This is a genomic window from Streptomyces sp. SLBN-8D4, from assembly GCF_049739545.1.
In the GTDB taxonomy this organism is placed as follows: domain Bacteria; phylum Actinomycetota; class Actinomycetes; order Streptomycetales; family Streptomycetaceae; genus Streptomyces; species Streptomyces canus_C.
Genome location: NZ_JBMGQC010000001.1, coordinates 6,118,341 through 6,134,045, shown reverse-complemented (window position 1 = coordinate 6,134,045; position 15,705 = coordinate 6,118,341). Strand labels below are relative to the sequence as shown.

Here is a 15,705-nt window from a genome sequence, read left to right as displayed (position 1 = left end):
GCGGGGGTCACCTGGGCGCCCGGACCACGCCCTCCTGGATCACCGAGATGGCCAGCCGGCCGTCCTGGGTGTAGATGCGGGCCTGGCCCAGGCCCCGGCCGCCCGAGGCCGACGGGGACTCCTGGTCGTACAGGAGCCATTCGTCGGCGCGGAAGGGGCGGTGGAACCACATCGCGTGGTCCAGCGAGGCCCCGACGACGTCACCGACGGCCCAGCCGCCGCGCCCGTGCGCGAGCAGGACCGAGTCGAGGAGCGTCATGTCGGAGACGTACGTGGCGAGGACGACGTGCAGCAGCGGGTCGTCCGCGAGCTTGCCGTTGGTGCGGAACCAGACCTGGGAGTGCGGCTCGCGCGGCTCGCCGAACCTTCCGTACGGCGGCTCGTCGACGTACCGCAGGTCGATCGCCTCGCGGGCCTCCAGGAACCGCTCCACGACCGCCGGGTCCAGGTGGTCGTAGCCGCGCAGCCGGTCCGCGGAGGTGGGCAGCGTGGCCGGGTCGGGGGCGGCCGGCATGGCGGCCTGGTGGTCGAAGCCGTCCTCGTGCCGCTGGAAGGAGGCGGAGAGGGCGAAGATCGGCTGGCCGTGCTGGATCGCGAGCACGCGGCGCGCGGTGAAGGACCGGCCGTCGTTCATGCGGTCGACGGTGTAGACGATCGGCGCGCCCGGGTCCCCGGGGCGCAGGAAGTACGCGTGCAGGGAATGGGCGAGCCGGTCCTCGGGGACCGTGCGCCCGGCGGCGACCAGCGCCTGCGCCGCGACCTGCCCGCCGAAGACGCGGGGGACGACGGCGGCGCGGGAGTGGCCGCGGAAGATGTCCTCCTCGATCTGCTCGAGGTCGAGCAGATCGAGGAGGTCCTGGAGTGCCTGGCTCATGGAGCTGTTGTACCGGCCGGTGATTCCGCGCCGCTTACAGGCCCATGTCCTTCGCGATGATCGACTTCATGATCTCGTTGGTGCCGCCGTAGATGCGGTTGACGCGGTTGTCCGCGTACAGGCGGGCGATCGGGTACTCGTTCATGAAGCCGTAGCCGCCGTGCAGCTGGAGGCAGCGGTCGATGACGCGGTGGGCGACCTCGGTGGCGAACAGCTTGGCGCTGGCGGCCTCGGCGGGGGTCAGCTCGCCCGCGTCGAGGGCCTCCAGGGCGCGGTCCACGACGGCCTCGGCCGCGTCTACCTCGGCCTGGCAGGCGGCCAGTTCGAACTTGGTGTTCTGGAAGGAGGCGACCGGCTTGCCGAAGACGGTGCGCTCCTGGACGTACTGCTTGGCGAACCGGACGGCGGCCTTGGCCTGCGCGTAGGCGCCGAAGGCGATGCCCCAGCGCTCGGAGGCGAGGTTGTGGCCGAGGTAGTAGAAGCCCTTGTTCTCCTCGCCGAGGAGGTCCTCGACGGGGACCTTGACGTCGACGAACGCGAGCTCGGCGGTGTCGGAGGTCTTCAGGCCCAGCTTGTCGAGCTTGCGGCCGACGGAGTAGCCCTCGGACTTGGTGTCCACGGCGAACAGGGAGATGCCGAAGCGGCGGTCCTCGGCGGAGGACGGGGAGGTGCGGGCGGCCACGATCACGCGGTCGGCGTGGACGCCACCGGTGATGAAGGTCTTGGCGCCGTTGAGGACGTAGTGCGTGCCGTCCTCGGAGAGCTTGGCGGTGGTCTTCATGCCCGCGAGGTCGGAGCCGGTGCCCGGCTCGGTCATCGCGAGGGCCCACATCTCCTCGGCGGAGACGAACTTCGGCAGGAAGCGCTTCTTCTGCTCGTCGGTCGCGAGCATCTTGAGGTACGGCAGTCCGAGCAGGACGTGCACACCGGAGCCGCCGAACTGGACACCCGCGCGCGAGGTCTCCTCGTACATCACGGCCTCGAACTTGTACGAGTCGATGCCGGCGCCGCCGTACTCCTCGTCCACGCGGATGCCGAAGATGCCGAGCTCGGCGAGCTTGTAGTAGAAGTCGCGCGGCGCCTGGCCGGCCTGGAACCACTCGTCGTAGACGGGGACGACCTCGGCCTCGATGAAGGCGCGCAGGGTCTCCCGGAACGCCTCGTGGTCCTCGTTGAACACAGTACGGCGCACCGCCGCCACCTCCAGGTACATGTCTAAGCGCTTGCTCAGAGCATCAAGGTACCGGCCGGTAAGGAGACCCGTCCAGAGGTGATCCCGTAACGCTCGTCACGCCGCCGCGGCCGCGAACGCCCCCCGGGCCATGCGGTGCAGCAGCTCCGCGGTGGCGCCGCGGCCCGGGAGCGAGCCGGGGCGGCCCAGGTGCGGGGTGGAGTTCAGGAGCCCGAAGACGGAGTGCACGGCCGAGCGGGCGGCGGGTTCCGCGAGGGAGGGGTAGACCTCGCGCAGGATCTCCACCCACAGCTCGACGTACTGCCGCTGGAGCTGCCGCACCAGCTTGCGGTCGCTGTCCCGGAGGCGGTCCAGCTCACGGTCGTGCAGGGTGATCAGGGGGCGGTCGTCGAGCGCGAAGTCGATGTGGCCCTCGATCAGCGAGTCCAGCAGCGCCTCGGGGTCGCCGCCGTCCGACTCGGCGACCCTGCGCTTGCCGCCGGTCAGGAGCCGGCCGCTGATGCCCACCAGCAGCTCCGCCAGCATCGCGTCCTTGCCCGCGAAGTGCCGGTAGAGCCCGGGCCCGCTGATCCCGACCGCCGCGCCTATCTCGTCCACGCCCACGCCGTGGAACCCACGCTCGGCGAACAGCAGCGCGGCTTCCCTGAGGATCTGCTCGCGGCGGGTGGGGGCGTCGGTTCTGGTGGCCATGGAAGCAATTCTAGACAGGGAGGTTAGCGGTCGTTAACCTGAAGGAAATGGTTAACGCTCATTAACAGGCGAGCACTGGGTGAGGGGACCGCTGGACATGGATCAGGCACCCGAGCTGACGAGCGGGGCGGACCCCGCGTCGGAGGCCTGGAAGGCCAACGAGGAGGCCCACCGGGCCCTCGTGGACGAGCTGCGGGACAAGCTCGCCGCAGCCAGGCTGGGCGGCGGGGAGCGGGCGCGCGAGCGGCACACCGCGCGCGGGAAGCTGTTGCCCCGGGACCGGGTCGACACGCTCCTCGACCCCGGTTCGCCCTTCCTGGAGCTGGCTCCCCTCGCGGCCGACGGGATGTACGAAGGACAGGCCCCGGCCGCCGGGGTCATCGCCGGGATCGGGCGGGTCAGCGGGCGCGAGTGCGTGGTCGTCGCCAATGACGCCACCGTCAAGGGCGGCACCTACTACCCGATGACGGTGAAGAAGCACCTGCGCGCGCAGGAGGTCGCCCTCGACAACCGTCTGCCCTGCATCTACCTCGTGGATTCGGGCGGCGCCTTCCTGCCCATGCAGGACGAGGTCTTCCCGGACCGCGAGCACTTCGGGCGCATCTTCTACAACCAGGCCCGGATGTCGGGGGCCGGGATCCCGCAGATCGCCGCCGTCCTCGGCTCGTGCACGGCCGGGGGCGCGTACGTCCCCGCCATGAGCGACGAGGCCGTCATCGTCCGCAACCAGGGCACGATCTTCCTCGGCGGGCCCCCGCTGGTGAAGGCCGCCACCGGGGAGGTCGTCACCGCGGAGGAACTCGGCGGCGGCGAGGTGCACTCCCGGGTCTCCGGCGTCACCGACCACCTCGCCGAGGACGACGCCCACGCGCTCAGGATCGTGCGGAACATCGCCGCGACCCTTCCCGCGCGCGGGCCGCTGCCGTGGTCCGTCGAGCCCGCGGTGGAGCCCAAGGTGGACCCCTACGGCCTCTACGGCGCGGTGCCGGTGGACTCCCGCACCCCCTACGACGTCCGCGAGATCATCGCGCGTCTCACGGACGGCTCCCGCTTCGCCGAGTTCAAGGCCGAGTTCGGGCAGACCCTGGTCACCGGCTTCGCCCGGATCCACGGCCACCCGGTCGGGATCGTCGCCAACAACGGCATCCTGTTCTCCGAGTCGGCCCAGAAGGGCGCCCACTTCATCGAGCTGTGCGACCAGCGCGGCATCCCGCTGCTGTTCCTGCAGAACATCTCCGGCTTCATGGTCGGCAAGGACTACGAGGCCGGCGGCATCGCCAAGCACGGCGCCAAGATGGTGACCGCGGTCGCCTGCACGCGCGTGCCCAAGCTGACGGTGGTCGTCGGCGGTTCGTACGGCGCCGGGAACTACTCGATGTGCGGCCGGGCCTACTCCCCCCGCTTCCTGTGGATGTGGCCCAACGCCAAGATCTCCGTCATGGGCGGCGAGCAGGCCGCGTCCGTCCTCGCGACCGTCAAGCGGGACCAGCTGGAGCAGCGGGGCGAAAGCTGGTCCGCGGCGGACGAGGACGCCTTCAAGGACCCGATCCGCGCCCAGTACGAGCGCCAGGGCAACGCCTACTACGCGACCGCCCGCCTCTGGGACGACGGGGTCATCGACCCGCTCGACACCCGTCAGGTGCTCGGCCTGGCCCTGACCGCATGCGCCAACGCGCCGCTGGGCGACCCCCAGTTCGGCGTCTTCCGGATGTGAGGACCCATGTTTGACACAGTGCTTGTCGCCAACCGGGGCGAGATCGCGGTCCGCGTCATCCGCACCCTGCGCGCCCTGGGCGTGCGCTCCGTCGCCGTCTTCTCCGACGCGGACGCCGACGCGCGGCACGTCCGGGAGGCCGACACCGCCGTACGGCTCGGACCGGCGCCGGCGTCGGAGAGCTATCTGTCCGCCGAGCGGCTCCTGGAGGCGGCCGCCCGCAGCGGCGCCCAGGCCGTTCACCCCGGCTACGGCTTCCTCGCGGAGAACGCGGCCTTTGCGCGCGCGTGCGCCGACGCCGGGCTGGTCTTCATCGGGCCGCCCGCCGACGCGATCGCCCTCATGGGCGACAAGATCCGCGCCAAGGAGACCGTCGAGGCGGCCGGCGTCCCCGTCGTGCCCGGCGGCCGGGACCCCGAACTCGTCGAGGCCGCGCGCGCGTTGGGTGCCCCGGTGCTGCTGAAGCCCAGCGCGGGCGGCGGCGGCAAGGGCATGCGGCTGGTCCGGGACCTCACCCTCCTGGAGGAGGAGATCGCCGCCGCCCGCCGCGAGGCCCGCACCTCCTTCGGCGACGACACCCTGCTCGTGGAGCGGTGGGTGGACCGGCCCCGGCACATCGAGATCCAGGTGCTGGCCGACGGCCACGGCAACGTGATCCACCTCGGCGAGCGCGAGTGCTCCCTCCAGCGCCGGCACCAGAAGATCATCGAGGAGGCGCCCAGCGTCCTCCTCGACGAGGACACGCGCGCGTCGATGGGCGAGGCCGCGGTCGAGGCGGCCCGCTCCTGCGGCTACCGGGGCGCGGGCACGGTGGAGTTCATCGTGCCCGGCGACGATCCGTCCTCGTACTACTTCATGGAGATGAACACCCGCCTCCAGGTGGAGCACCCGGTCACCGAACTCGTCACCGGCCTGGACCTGGTGGAGTGGCAGCTGCGGGTCGCGGCGGGCGAGCGGCTGCCGTACGGGCAGGAGGGGGTCCGGCTGACCGGGCACGCGATCGAGGCCCGCGTCTGTGCGGAGGATCCCGCGCGCGGGTTCCTGCCCTCCGGCGGCACGGTCCTGCGGCTCAACGAACCCCAGGGCGACGGCGTCCGCACCGACTCCGGCCTCAGCGAGGGCACCGAGGTCGGCAGCCTCTACGACCCGATGCTGTCCAAGGTCATCGCGTACGGCCCCGACCGGGAGACCGCGCTCAGAAAGCTCCGGGCGGCCCTCGCGGAGACGGTGACGCTGGGCGTGCAGACCAACGCCGGGTTCCTGCGCCGGCTCCTTGCCCATCCGGCGGTGGTCGCGGGCGAGTTGGACACCGGGCTGGTCGAGCGCGTGGTGGCCGACCTGGTCTCCACGGACGTACCGGACGAGGTGTTCGAGGCGGCCGCCGCCGTACGGCTGGAGGCGCTGCGTCCGCGTGCGGACGGCTGGACCGATCCGTTCTCGGTGCCGAGCGGCTGGCGGATGGGGGGCCTCGGGAAGCACCTCGGGTTCCACCTCCGGGTGCAGGAGCCCGTGGAGTACGTCCCGCGCGGCACCCACACCGTCACCGAGGACCAGGTCTCCGTCACCCTCGACGGCGTGCGCCACTCCTTCCACCGGGCCGGTGACTGGGTGGGCCGTGACGGCGACGCCTGGCAGGTCCGCGATCACGACCCGGTGGCCGCGTCCCTCACCCGGGGCGGGCACGCCGGCGCCGACTCCCTCACCGCCCCCATGCCCGGCACGGTGACCGTGGTGAAGGTGGCGGTCGGGGACGAGGTGGCCGCCGGGCAGAGTCTGCTCGTCGTCGAGGCGATGAAGATGGAACACGTCATCTCCGCCCCGCACGCCGGCACGGTCGCCGAGCTGGACGTCACGCCGGGCACGACGGTCGCCATGGACCAGGTGCTGGCCGTGATCGCACCCCACGAGGAGGTGGCGCAGTGACCCTGCCCATGACCGTCCCCGAACCCGGCCTCCCCGCCCGCGTCCGCATCCACGAGGTCGGCGCCCGCGACGGCCTGCAGAACGAGAAGTCGACCGTGCCCACCGAGGTCAAGGCGGAGTTCGTGCGCCGCCTGGCCGACGCGGGGCTCACCACGATCGAGGCGACGAGCTTCGTCCACCCGAAGTGGGTGCCCCAACTCGCGGACGCCGAGCAGCTGTTCCCGCGGATCGCCGACCTGCCCGTGGACCTTCCGGTCCTCGTCCCGAACGAACGGGGCCTGGACCGCGCGCTGGCCCTCGGAGCCCGCCGCGTCGCCGTGTTCGCGAGCGCCACCGAGTCCTTCGCCAAGGCCAACCTCAACCGCACGGTCGACGAGGCCCTGGCGATGTTCGACCCGGTCGTCGCGCGGGCCAAGGCCGCGGGCGTGCACGTCCGCGGCTACCTCTCCATGTGCTTCGGCGACCCGTGGGAAGGCCCGGTCCCGATCCCCCAGGTCGTCAAGGTCTGCCGCGCCCTGCTCGACATGGGCTGCGACGAGCTCAGCCTCGGCGACACCATCGGGGTGGCGACCCCGGGCCACGTACGGGCGCTGCTCACCGAACTCGACGTCCCCGTCGAGAAGGTGGGCGTGCACTTCCACGACACCTACGGCCAGGCCCTCGCCAACACCCACGCCGCCCTCCAGCACGGCGTCACCACCGTGGACGCCTCCGCGGGCGGCCTCGGCGGCTGCCCGTACGCCAAGTCCGCCACCGGCAACCTCGCCACCGAAGACCTCGTGTGGATGCTTCAGGGCCTTGGCATCGACACCGGTGTCGACCTCGGCCGTCTCGTCGCCACCAGCGCCTGGATGGCCGAACACCTGGGCCGACCCAGCCCGTCCCGCACCGTCCGCGCCCTCTCCCACCAGGAGTGAACCCCCGATGGACCACCGCCTCTCCCCCGAGCTGGAAGAACTCCGCCGTACCGTCGAGGAGTTCGCCCATGACGTCGTAGCGCCCAAGATCGGCGAGTACTACGAACACCACGAGTTCCCCTACGAGATCGTCCGCGAGATGGGCCGCATGGGCCTGTTCGGACTGCCGTTCCCCGAGGAGTACGGCGGGATGGGCGGCGACTACCTGGCGCTCGGCCTCGTGCTGGAGGAACTCGCGCGCGTGGACTCCTCGGTGGCGATCACCCTGGAGGCCGGCGTCTCCCTGGGCGCCATGCCGATCCATCTGTTCGGCACCGAGGAGCAGAAACGCGAGTGGCTGCCCCGGCTGTGCTCGGGCGAGATCCTGGGCGCCTTCGGCCTCACGGAACCGGACGGCGGCAGCGACGCCGGGGCGACCCGTACGACGGCCCGGCTGGACCCGGACACCGACGAGTGGGTCATCAACGGCACCAAGTGCTTCATCACCAACTCCGGCACCGACATCACGGGACTGGTGACCGTCACCGCGGTCACCGGGCGCAAGCCGGACGGCAAGCCCCTGATCTCCGCGATCATCGTTCCCTCCGGCACCCCTGGCTTCACGGTCGCGGCACCGTACTCGAAGGTCGGCTGGAACGCCTCGGACACCCGTGAGCTGTCCTTCTCCGACGTCCGGGTCCCGGCCGCGAACCTGCTGGGCGAACAGGGCCGCGGCTACGCCCAGTTCCTGCGCATTCTCGACGAGGGCCGGATCGCCATCGCGGCCCTCGGAACCGGGCTCGCGCAGGGCTGTGTGGACGAGTCGGTGAAGTACGCGAAGGAGCGGGAGGCCTTCGGGCGGCCCATCGGCGCCAACCAGGCCATCCAGTTCAAGATCGCCGACATGGAGATGAAGGCCCACACGGCCCGCCTCGCCTGGCGGGACGCGGCCTCACGCCTGGTCTCCGGCGAGCCCTTCAAGAAGGAGGCGGCCCTCGCCAAGCTGTACTCCTCCACGGTCGCCGTGGACAACGCCCGTGACGCCACCCAGATCCACGGCGGCTACGGCTTCATGAACGAGTACCCGGTCGCCCGGATGTGGCGCGACTCCAAGATCCTGGAGATCGGCGAGGGCACGAGCGAGGTGCAGCGGATGCTGATCGCACGGGAGTTGGGGCTGGCGGGTTAAGGCGCAGCTCACCGGGGACCCCGCTGCGACGGGGCGGCGCCCCGCCCTCTGGACATTTGATGAGGTTAGGCTAACCTACCTTCGAACTTGTCCGGCGGGCGCTCCGCCCCGTTCGAAAGCAGCCACACATGTCCAACGCACGAGCCGCCCATCTCACCCGCCGTGGCATCCTCGCCGCGGGCGGCGCACTCGGCCTCGGGGCCGTGCTCGCGGCCTGCGGTGACGACGACTCCAGCGGCGAGGGCTCTGGCAAGGGGACCACGGCCGCGAAGTCCGGGGCCTGGACCTTCAAGGACGACCGTGGCACGACCGTGAAGCTCGGCCAGGTCCCCACGAAGATCGTCGCCTTCGTCGGTGTCGCCGCCGCGCTCCATGACTACGGCATCGAGGTCAAGGGCGTCTTCGGCCCCACCAAGACCAAGGACGGCAAGGCCGACGTCCAGGCCGGCGACATGGACGTCAGCAAGCTGACCGTCTTCGGCAACGTGTGGGACCAGTTCAACGTCGAGCAGTACGCGGCCTTCGCGCCCGAGGTCCTCATCACCACGACCTTCGACAGCGCCGGCACCCTCTGGTACGTCCCCGCGGCCTCCGCGTCCAAGATCGCCAAGCTGGCACCGAGCGTGGCGGTCTCCGTCTACGACCGTCAGATCACCACGCCCCTGCAGCGGATGTGGGAGCTGGCCGAGTCCCTCGGCGCCGACATGACGGCGGCCAAGGTCACCGACGCGAAGAAGCGGTTCGAGTCGGCGTCGCAGCGGTTGCGTGCCGCCGCGAAAGCCCACCCCGACATCAAGGTGCTCGCCGGGTCCGCGGCCCAGGACGTCTTCTACGTCTCCGGCACCAACCTCTCCGTCGACCTGGAGTACTTCAAGGCGCTCGGCGTGAACTTCGTGGAGCCCCCGGCGTCCGTACTCAAGGCGTCCGGTGGCTGGTACGAGTCGCTGAGCTGGGAGAACGTCGACAAGTACGCGGCCGACATCATCATGATGGACGACCGCACGGCCACGATCCAGCCGGCCGACATCACCGAGGCGACCTGGAAGAAGCTGCCCGCGGTGAAGGCGGGGCAGGTCATCGCGCGGTCGCCGGAGCCGATTCTGTCGTACGACAAGTGCGTGGCGATGGTGGAGAACCTCGCGAAGGCGATCGAGACCGCGAAGAAGGTCAGCTAACCCATCACAACTTCCTGAGCCTCAGGAGACCTGTATGACTACGGCCGTAGCCGCTCCGTTCCGTTTCTTCTCCCTTCAGGTGGCACGGACGAGGCGGCTCGGACCGTCTCTGGTCCGGGTCACCTTCACCGGGGAGGATCTCCAGTACTTCTTCTCCGGCGGGCACGACCAGTCCCTGTCCCTCTTCCTCCCCGCCGCAGGGCGGACCGAGCCCGGGGTTCCCGTCGAGCTCGGGGACGGGTGGTGGCAGGCCTGGCGGGAGCAGCCGGACGAGGTGCGGGCCGTGATGCGGTCGTACACCCTCCGGGACCTGCGCCGCGATCCCGACGAGATCGACATCGACTTCGTGCTGCACGAGCCTGCCGGGCCCGCCTCCGCCTGGGCCTCGCGCGCCTGCGTCGGCGACCGGGTCCAACTGCTCGGACCCGCCGTCGCCGACAACCGGGCCATCCGGTTCCGGCCGCCGGAGGACACCGACCTGGTGCTGCTCTGGGGCGACGGGACCGCCCTGCCCGCGGTCTCCGCGATCCTCGAAGCCCTGCCCGCCGGACAACGCGCCCGCGTCTGGCTGGAGGTGCACGATGCCGGGGACATCCAGGACCTCGCGACCGAGGCGGACGCCGAGATCACCTGGCTCGTGGCCGACGAGACCGGCGCCGAGGGGTCCCCCATGACCCTCGGCGCCCTTCGTGACACCCAACTCCCGCCCGCCGAGCGGCCGTACGTCTGGATCGCGGGGGAGTCCGGGTGCGTGAAGGAGCTGCGGCGGCACTTCGTGCGGGAGCGGGGGATCGACCGGCGCCGGGTGACCTTCGTGGGGTACTGGCGGCAGGGGATGACGGAGGAGCAGTTGCGGGCGGCGGAGTGATTCCTTCCGACGTGACGCCGGTCACGGTGGGGGCGGGTTTCCCCGCAACTTAATTAGGTTAGGCTTACCTAAGTTGAAGCCGAGGCCTCGCCCCGCTCCTGCCCCGTCCCGCACGGATTGTCCCCACCGGAGGACCCCCTCATGCGCTCGCACCTGCTCAACGACACGACCGCGGAGAGCTACCGCCGCTCCGTGACCGAAGGAATAGAGCGGGTGGCGGCCAAACTCGCCACCACCAGCAGGCCGTTCACCGGCGTCACCGTCGACGCCCTCTCCCCCCGCATCGACGCGATCGACCTCGACAAGCCCCTGCTGGACACCACGGCGGTGCTCGACGAACTGGAGGACGTCTACCTCCGGGACGCGGTCTACTTCCACCACCCCCGCTACCTCGCCCACCTCAACTGCCCGGTCGTCATCCCGGCCGTGCTCGGCGAGGCCGTCCTCTCCGCCGTCAACTCCTCCCTGGACACCTGGGACCAGTCGGCGGGCGGCACCCTCATCGAGCGCAAACTGATCGACTGGACGACCGCGCGCATCGGTCTGGGCCCGGTCGCCGACGGCGTGTTCACCTCGGGCGGCACCCAGTCCAACCTCCAGGCGCTGCTGCTGGCCCGCGAGGAGGCCAAGACCGACAACCTGGCCGACCTGCGGATCTTCGCCTCCGAGGTCAGCCACTTCAGTGTGAAGAAGTCCGCCAAGCTCCTCGGCCTGGGCGCCGACGCGGTCGTCTCCGTCCCCGTGGGCGCCGACAAGCGGATGCAGACCGTCGCGCTCGCCCGCGAGCTGGAGCGCTGCGAGCGGGAGGGCCTCGTCCCGATGGCCGTCGTCGCCACCGCCGGCACCACCGACTTCGGCTCCATCGACCCGCTGCCCGAGATCGCCGAGCTGTGCGAGCAGTACGGCGCCTGGATGCACGTCGACGCGGCCTACGGCTGCGGACTGCTGGCCTCCCTGAAGTACCGGAACCGCATCGAGGGCATCGAGCGCGCCGACTCCGTCACCGTCGACTACCACAAGTCCTTCTTCCAGCCGGTGAGTTCGTCCGCCGTGCTGGTGCGCGACGCGGCCACGCTGCGACACGCCACCTACCACGCCGAGTACCTGAACCCGCGCCGGATGGTGCAGGAACGAATCCCCAACCAGGTGGACAAGTCCCTCCAGACCACCCGCCGCTTCGACGCGCTCAAGCTGTGGATGACCCTGCGCGTGATGGGCGCCGACGGCATCGGCGAGCTCTTCGACGAGGTCTGCGATCTGGCCGCCGAGGGCTGGAAACTGCTCGCCGCCGACCCGCGCTTCGACGTCGTGGTCGAACCCGCGCTCTCCACCCTGGTCTTCCGTTACATCCCGGCCGCCGTCACCGACCCGGCCGAGATCGACCGCGCCAACCTGTACGCCCGCAAGGCCCTGTTCGCCTCAGGTGACGCGGTGGTCGCGGGCACCAAGGTGGGCGGCCGCCACTACCTGAAGTTCACCCTGCTCAACCCCGAGACGACGGTCGAGGACATGTCCGTCGTCCTCGACCTGATCGCCGGCCACGCCGAGCAGTACCTGGGAGAGTCCCTTGACCGCGCGTCCTGAAGTCCCGACCAAGACCTACGACTTCGTGGGGATCGGGCTCGGCCCGTTCAACCTCGGCCTCGCCTGCCTCACCGAGCCCATCGACGAACTCGACGGGATCCTCCTGGAGTCCAAGCCCGACTTCGAGTGGCACGCCGGCATGTTCCTGGACGGCGCCCACCTCCAGACCCCGTTCATGTCTGACCTGGTCACCCTCGCCGACCCGACCTCGCCGTACTCCTTCCTCAACTACCTGAAGGAGAAAGGGCGGCTGTACTCGTTCTACATCCGCGAGAACTTCTACCCGTTGCGGGTGGAGTACGACGACTACTGCCGCTGGGCCGCGAACAAGCTGAGCAACGTCCGCTTCGGCACGACCGTCACCGAGGTGACGTACGACGACGAGGTGTACGTCGTACGGACCGACACCGGTGACCAGTTCCGCGCCCGCCACCTGGTCCTCGGCACCGGCACCTCCCCGCACTACCCGGAGGCCGTGCGCGGTCTGGGCGGCGACTTCTTCCACAACTCCCGCTACATGCAGAACAAGGCGGAGCTCCAGAAGAAGGACTCGATCACGATCGTCGGCTCCGGGCAGTCCGCCGCGGAGATCTACCAGGACCTCCTCAGCGAGATCGACGTCCACGGCTACCGGCTGAACTGGGTCACCCGCTCCCCGCGCTTCTTCCCCCTCGAATACACCAAGCTCACGCTGGAGATGACCTCCCCGGAGTACATCGACTACTACCGCGAGCTCCCCGAGGCCACCCGCTACCGGCTCACCGCCGAGCAGAAGGGCCTGTTCAAGGGCATCGACGGCGACCTCATCAACGAGATCTTCGACCTGCTCTACCAGAAGAACCTCGCCGGCCCGGTCCCCACCCGGCTGCTCACCAACTCCTCGCTGCACAGCGCCCGTCACGAGAACGGCACGTACACGCTCGGCTTCCGCCAGGAGGAGCAGGAGAAGGACTTCGAGATCGCATCGCAGGGCCTGGTGCTCGCCACCGGCTACAAGTACGCCGAGCCGGAGTTCCTCGCCCCGGTCAGGGACCGCCTGGTGTACGACTCCCACGGCAACTTCGACGTCTCCCGCACCTACGCGATCGACGTGACGGGCAGAGGCGTCTTCCTCCAGAACGCCGGAGTCCACACCCACAGCATCACCAGCCCCGACCTGGGCATGGGTGCCTACCGCAACAGCTGCATCATCCGAGAGCTGCTCGGCACCGAGTACTACCCGGTCGAGAAGACGATCGCGTTCCAGGAGTTTTCGGTATGACTTTCACGTTCCGCCCCCTCGCCCCCCTGAGGGACGCCGAGCTGCTGCACGGGTGGGTCACGCATCCCAAGGCCGCGTTCTGGATGATGCAGGACGCGAAGCCCGAGGACGTCGAGCGGGCCTACCTGGACATCGAGGCCGACGAGCACCACCACGCGCTGCTCGGCCTCGACGAGGACGGTGTCCCCGCCTTCCTGATGGAGAAGTACAACCCCGCCCACCGCGAGCTGGTCGGCCTGTACGAGCCGCGGCCCGGTGACATCGGCATGCACTTCCTCACCCCGGCCACCGACACACCCGTCCACGGCTTCACCCGGTCCGTCATCACCGCCGTCATGGCCCACCTCTTCGAGGACCCGGCCGTCCGGCGGGTCGTCGTGGAACCCGATGTCGCCAACAAGGCCGTCCACGCCCTGAACGCGGCGGTCGGGTTCGTCCCCGAGCGCGAGATCCAGAAGCCGGAGAAAATGGCCCTGTTGAGCTTCTGCACCCGAGAACGCTTCTTTGAAATTCAACACAGCACTGCTGCCACGGGGGTGACCGCGTGAGCCTCGCCGACGCCGTGGCCCACCTCTCCCCCGAGCGCTGGGAGACGGCCAACCGCCTGCTGATCCGCAAGGGCCTCGCCGAGTTCGCGCACGAGCGGCTGATCGAGCCCGAGGAGACGGACAAGGACCAGTACGTCGTCCGCAGCGACGACGGCAAGACCCGCTACGACTTCACGGCCGTACGCCGCTCCCTCGACCACTGGCAGGTCGACGCCGACTCCCTCACCCGGCACCGCGACGGCACCGAACTCCCCCTCGCAGCACTGGACTTCTTCGTCGAGCTGAAGGACACCCTCGGCCTGAGCGACGAGATCCTGCCGGTCTACCTGGAGGAGATCTCCTCCACCCTGTCGGGCACCTGCTACAAACTCACCAAGCCGCAGATCCCGGTCGCCGAGCTCGCGCGAAGCTCCTTCCAGGACATCGAGACCGGCATGACCGAGGGCCACCCCTGCTTCGTCGCCAACAACGGCCGGCTCGGCTTCGGCATCCATGAGTACCTGTCGTACGCCCCCGAGACCGCGAGCCCGGTCCGCCTGGTCTGGCTCGCCGCCCACCGCTCCCGCGCGGCCTTCACGGCCGGGGTCGGCATCGAGTACGAGTCCTTCGTACGCCATGAGCTGGGCGAGGAGACCGTCGAGCGCTTCCACGGCGTCCTGCGCGACAGGGGCCTCGACCCGGCCGACTACCTCCTGATCCCCGTGCACCCCTGGCAGTGGTGGAACAAGCTCACCGTCACCTTCGCCGCCGAGGTCGCCCGCGAGCTGCTGGTCTGCCTCGGCGAGGGCGACGACGAGTACCTGGCCCAGCAGTCCATCCGGACCTTCTTCAACCGGTCGCACCCCGAGAAGCACTATGTGAAGACGGCCCTCTCCGTCCTCAACATGGGCTTCATGCGCGGACTTTCGGCCGCGTACATGGAGGCGACGCCGGCCATCAACGACTGGCTCGCCGGGCTGATCGAGGGCGACCCGGTGCTGAAGTCGACGGGTCTGACGATCATCCGCGAGCGGGCCGCCGTCGGCTACCGGCACCTGGAGTACGAGGCCGCCACGGACCGCTACTCGCCGTACCGCAAGATGCTGGCCGCGCTGTGGCGCGAGAGCCCGGTCCCGTCCCTCCAGGACGGCGAGTCGCTCGCCACGATGGCGTCCCTGGTCCACGTCGACCACGAGGGCCGCTCCTTCGCGGGCGCCCTCATCGAGCGGTCCGGGCTCGCCCCGACCGACTGGCTGCGCCGCTACCTGCGGGCCTACTACACCCCGCTGCTGCACAGCTTCTACGCCTACGACCTGGTGTTCATGCCGCACGGCGAGAACGTCGTCCTGGTCCTGAGGGACGGCGTGGTCGAGCGGGCGGTCTACAAGGACATCGCCGAGGAGATCGCCGTCATGGACCCGGAGGCGGTGCTGCCGCCCGCGGTCGAGCGGCTGCGGGTGGAGGTCCCCGACGACAAGAAGCTGCTGTCCATCTTCACGGACGTCTTCGACTGCTTCTTCCGCTTCCTCGCCGCGGACCTCGCCGCCGAGGGCATCCTGGAGGAGGAGGACTTCTGGCGCACGGTCGCCGAGGTCACCCGCGAATACCAGCGCTCGGTGCCGGAACTGGCGGACAAGTTCGCGCAGTACGACATGTTCGCGCCCGAGTTCGCCCTCTCCTGCCTCAACCGCCTCCAGCTGCGCAACAACAGGCAGATGGTGGACCTCGCGGACCCGTCGGGCGCACTCCAGCTGGTCGGCACGCTGAAAAACCCCATCGCGGGCCTGTAGGACGGTCGACGACGCCCTCGCT

13 protein-coding genes are annotated in these 15,705 nt (G+C 70.0%); 10 read left to right on the top strand and 3 right to left on the bottom strand.

Features of this window, described 5'->3' with window-relative positions; all coding sequences use genetic code 11:
• Positions 1 to 7: 7 nt before the first annotated feature.
• The 3 genes from RKD20_RS27925 to RKD20_RS27915 all read right to left on the bottom strand — a co-directional run bounded on the left by RKD20_RS27925 (position 8) and on the right by RKD20_RS27915 (position 2,756).
• The gene (locus tag RKD20_RS27925; RefSeq protein ID WP_424880104.1) at positions 8 to 874 is read right to left on the bottom strand and encodes an acyl-CoA thioesterase; all 867 of its coding nucleotides are present in this window, start codon (positions 872 to 874) and stop codon (positions 8 to 10) included.
• A 34-nt stretch (positions 875 to 908) separates the two neighbouring features.
• Positions 909 to 2,066 carry an acyl-CoA dehydrogenase family protein gene (locus RKD20_RS27920; protein WP_359423986.1) on the bottom strand — a complete coding sequence of 386 codons (1,158 nt, stop codon included), beginning with the start codon at positions 2,064 to 2,066 and terminating at the stop codon, positions 909 to 911.
• A gap of 96 nt (positions 2,067 to 2,162) precedes the next feature.
• Positions 2,163 to 2,756, bottom strand: coding sequence for a TetR/AcrR family transcriptional regulator (locus tag RKD20_RS27915; RefSeq protein ID WP_424880103.1), 594 nt, complete (start codon positions 2,754 to 2,756; stop codon positions 2,163 to 2,165).
• Positions 2,757 to 2,853: 97 nt separating this feature from the next.
• Between RKD20_RS27915 and RKD20_RS27910 the strand changes: the two genes are divergently transcribed.
• The 10 genes from RKD20_RS27910 (at position 2,854) to RKD20_RS27865 (ending at position 15,683) form a co-directional block, all read left to right on the top strand.
• Positions 2,854 to 4,470: a carboxyl transferase domain-containing protein gene (locus RKD20_RS27910; protein WP_424880102.1), complete on the top strand. Its 1,617-nt coding sequence runs from the start codon at positions 2,854 to 2,856 to the stop codon at positions 4,468 to 4,470.
• A 6-nt stretch (positions 4,471 to 4,476) separates the two neighbouring features.
• Positions 4,477 to 6,393, top strand: coding sequence for a biotin carboxylase N-terminal domain-containing protein (locus tag RKD20_RS27905; RefSeq protein WP_424880101.1), 1,917 nt, complete (start codon positions 4,477 to 4,479; stop codon positions 6,391 to 6,393).
• Positions 6,390 to 7,310: a hydroxymethylglutaryl-CoA lyase gene (locus tag RKD20_RS27900; RefSeq protein ID WP_424880100.1), complete on the top strand. Its 921-nt coding sequence runs from the start codon at positions 6,390 to 6,392 to the stop codon at positions 7,308 to 7,310. Before RKD20_RS27905 ends, RKD20_RS27900 begins: the two co-directional genes overlap by 4 nt.
• A 7-nt stretch (positions 7,311 to 7,317) precedes the next feature.
• Positions 7,318 to 8,478, top strand: a complete 1,161-nt coding sequence (locus RKD20_RS27895) for an acyl-CoA dehydrogenase family protein (protein WP_424880099.1) — start codon at positions 7,318 to 7,320, stop codon at positions 8,476 to 8,478.
• A gap of 128 nt (positions 8,479 to 8,606) precedes the next feature.
• Entirely contained in the window at positions 8,607 to 9,653 is a 1,047-nt protein-coding gene (locus RKD20_RS27890; RefSeq protein WP_424880098.1) for an ABC transporter substrate-binding protein, read from the top strand.
• Between the two features lie 34 nt (positions 9,654 to 9,687).
• Entirely contained in the window at positions 9,688 to 10,521 is an 834-nt protein-coding gene (locus RKD20_RS27885; RefSeq protein ID WP_424880097.1) for a siderophore-interacting protein, read from the top strand.
• 141 nt (positions 10,522 to 10,662) lie between these two features.
• On the top strand, positions 10,663 to 12,105 hold the full coding sequence (desA, locus tag RKD20_RS27880; protein WP_424880096.1) for a lysine decarboxylase DesA: 1,443 nt from the start codon (positions 10,663 to 10,665) through the stop codon (positions 12,103 to 12,105).
• The gene (locus tag RKD20_RS27875) at positions 12,089 to 13,366 is read left to right on the top strand and encodes a lysine N(6)-hydroxylase/L-ornithine N(5)-oxygenase family protein (RefSeq protein ID WP_424880095.1); all 1,278 of its coding nucleotides are present in this window, start codon (positions 12,089 to 12,091) and stop codon (positions 13,364 to 13,366) included. Before desA ends, RKD20_RS27875 begins: the two co-directional genes overlap by 17 nt.
• Positions 13,363 to 13,914 (top strand): GNAT family N-acetyltransferase, encoded by a 552-nt coding sequence (locus RKD20_RS27870; RefSeq protein WP_424880094.1) that lies wholly within the window; start codon positions 13,363 to 13,365, stop codon positions 13,912 to 13,914. Before RKD20_RS27875 ends, RKD20_RS27870 begins: the two co-directional genes overlap by 4 nt.
• A complete protein-coding gene (locus RKD20_RS27865) occupies positions 13,911 to 15,683 on the top strand; it encodes an IucA/IucC family protein (protein ID WP_424880093.1) in 1,773 nt (590 codons plus the stop codon). The genes RKD20_RS27870 and RKD20_RS27865 overlap by 4 nt, the downstream gene beginning before the upstream one ends.
• Positions 15,684 to 15,705 lie beyond the last annotated feature (22 nt).

Bases quoted from the DNA above. Each gene is read 5' to 3' on its own strand.
- RKD20_RS27895 (WP_424880099.1), top strand. From the start codon at position 7,318: ATGGACCACCGCCTCTCCCCCGAGCTGGAAGAACTCCGCCGTACCGTC.
- RKD20_RS27885 (WP_424880097.1), top strand. From the start codon at position 9,688: ATGACTACGGCCGTAGCCGCTCCGTTCCGTTTCTTCTCCCTTCAGGTG.
- RKD20_RS27905 (WP_424880101.1), top strand. From the start codon at position 4,477: ATGTTTGACACAGTGCTTGTCGCCAACCGGGGCGAGATCGCGGTCCGC.
- RKD20_RS27890 (WP_424880098.1), top strand. From the start codon at position 8,607: ATGTCCAACGCACGAGCCGCCCATCTCACCCGCCGTGGCATCCTCGCC.
- RKD20_RS27915 (WP_424880103.1), bottom strand. From the start codon at position 2,756: ATGGCCACCAGAACCGACGCCCCCACCCGCCGCGAGCAGATCCTCAGG.
- RKD20_RS27870 (WP_424880094.1), top strand. From the start codon at position 13,363: ATGACTTTCACGTTCCGCCCCCTCGCCCCCCTGAGGGACGCCGAGCTG.
- desA (WP_424880096.1), top strand. From the start codon at position 10,663: ATGCGCTCGCACCTGCTCAACGACACGACCGCGGAGAGCTACCGCCGC.
- RKD20_RS27910 (WP_424880102.1), top strand. From the start codon at position 2,854: ATGGATCAGGCACCCGAGCTGACGAGCGGGGCGGACCCCGCGTCGGAG.
- RKD20_RS27925 (WP_424880104.1), bottom strand. From the start codon at position 874: ATGAGCCAGGCACTCCAGGACCTCCTCGATCTGCTCGACCTCGAGCAG.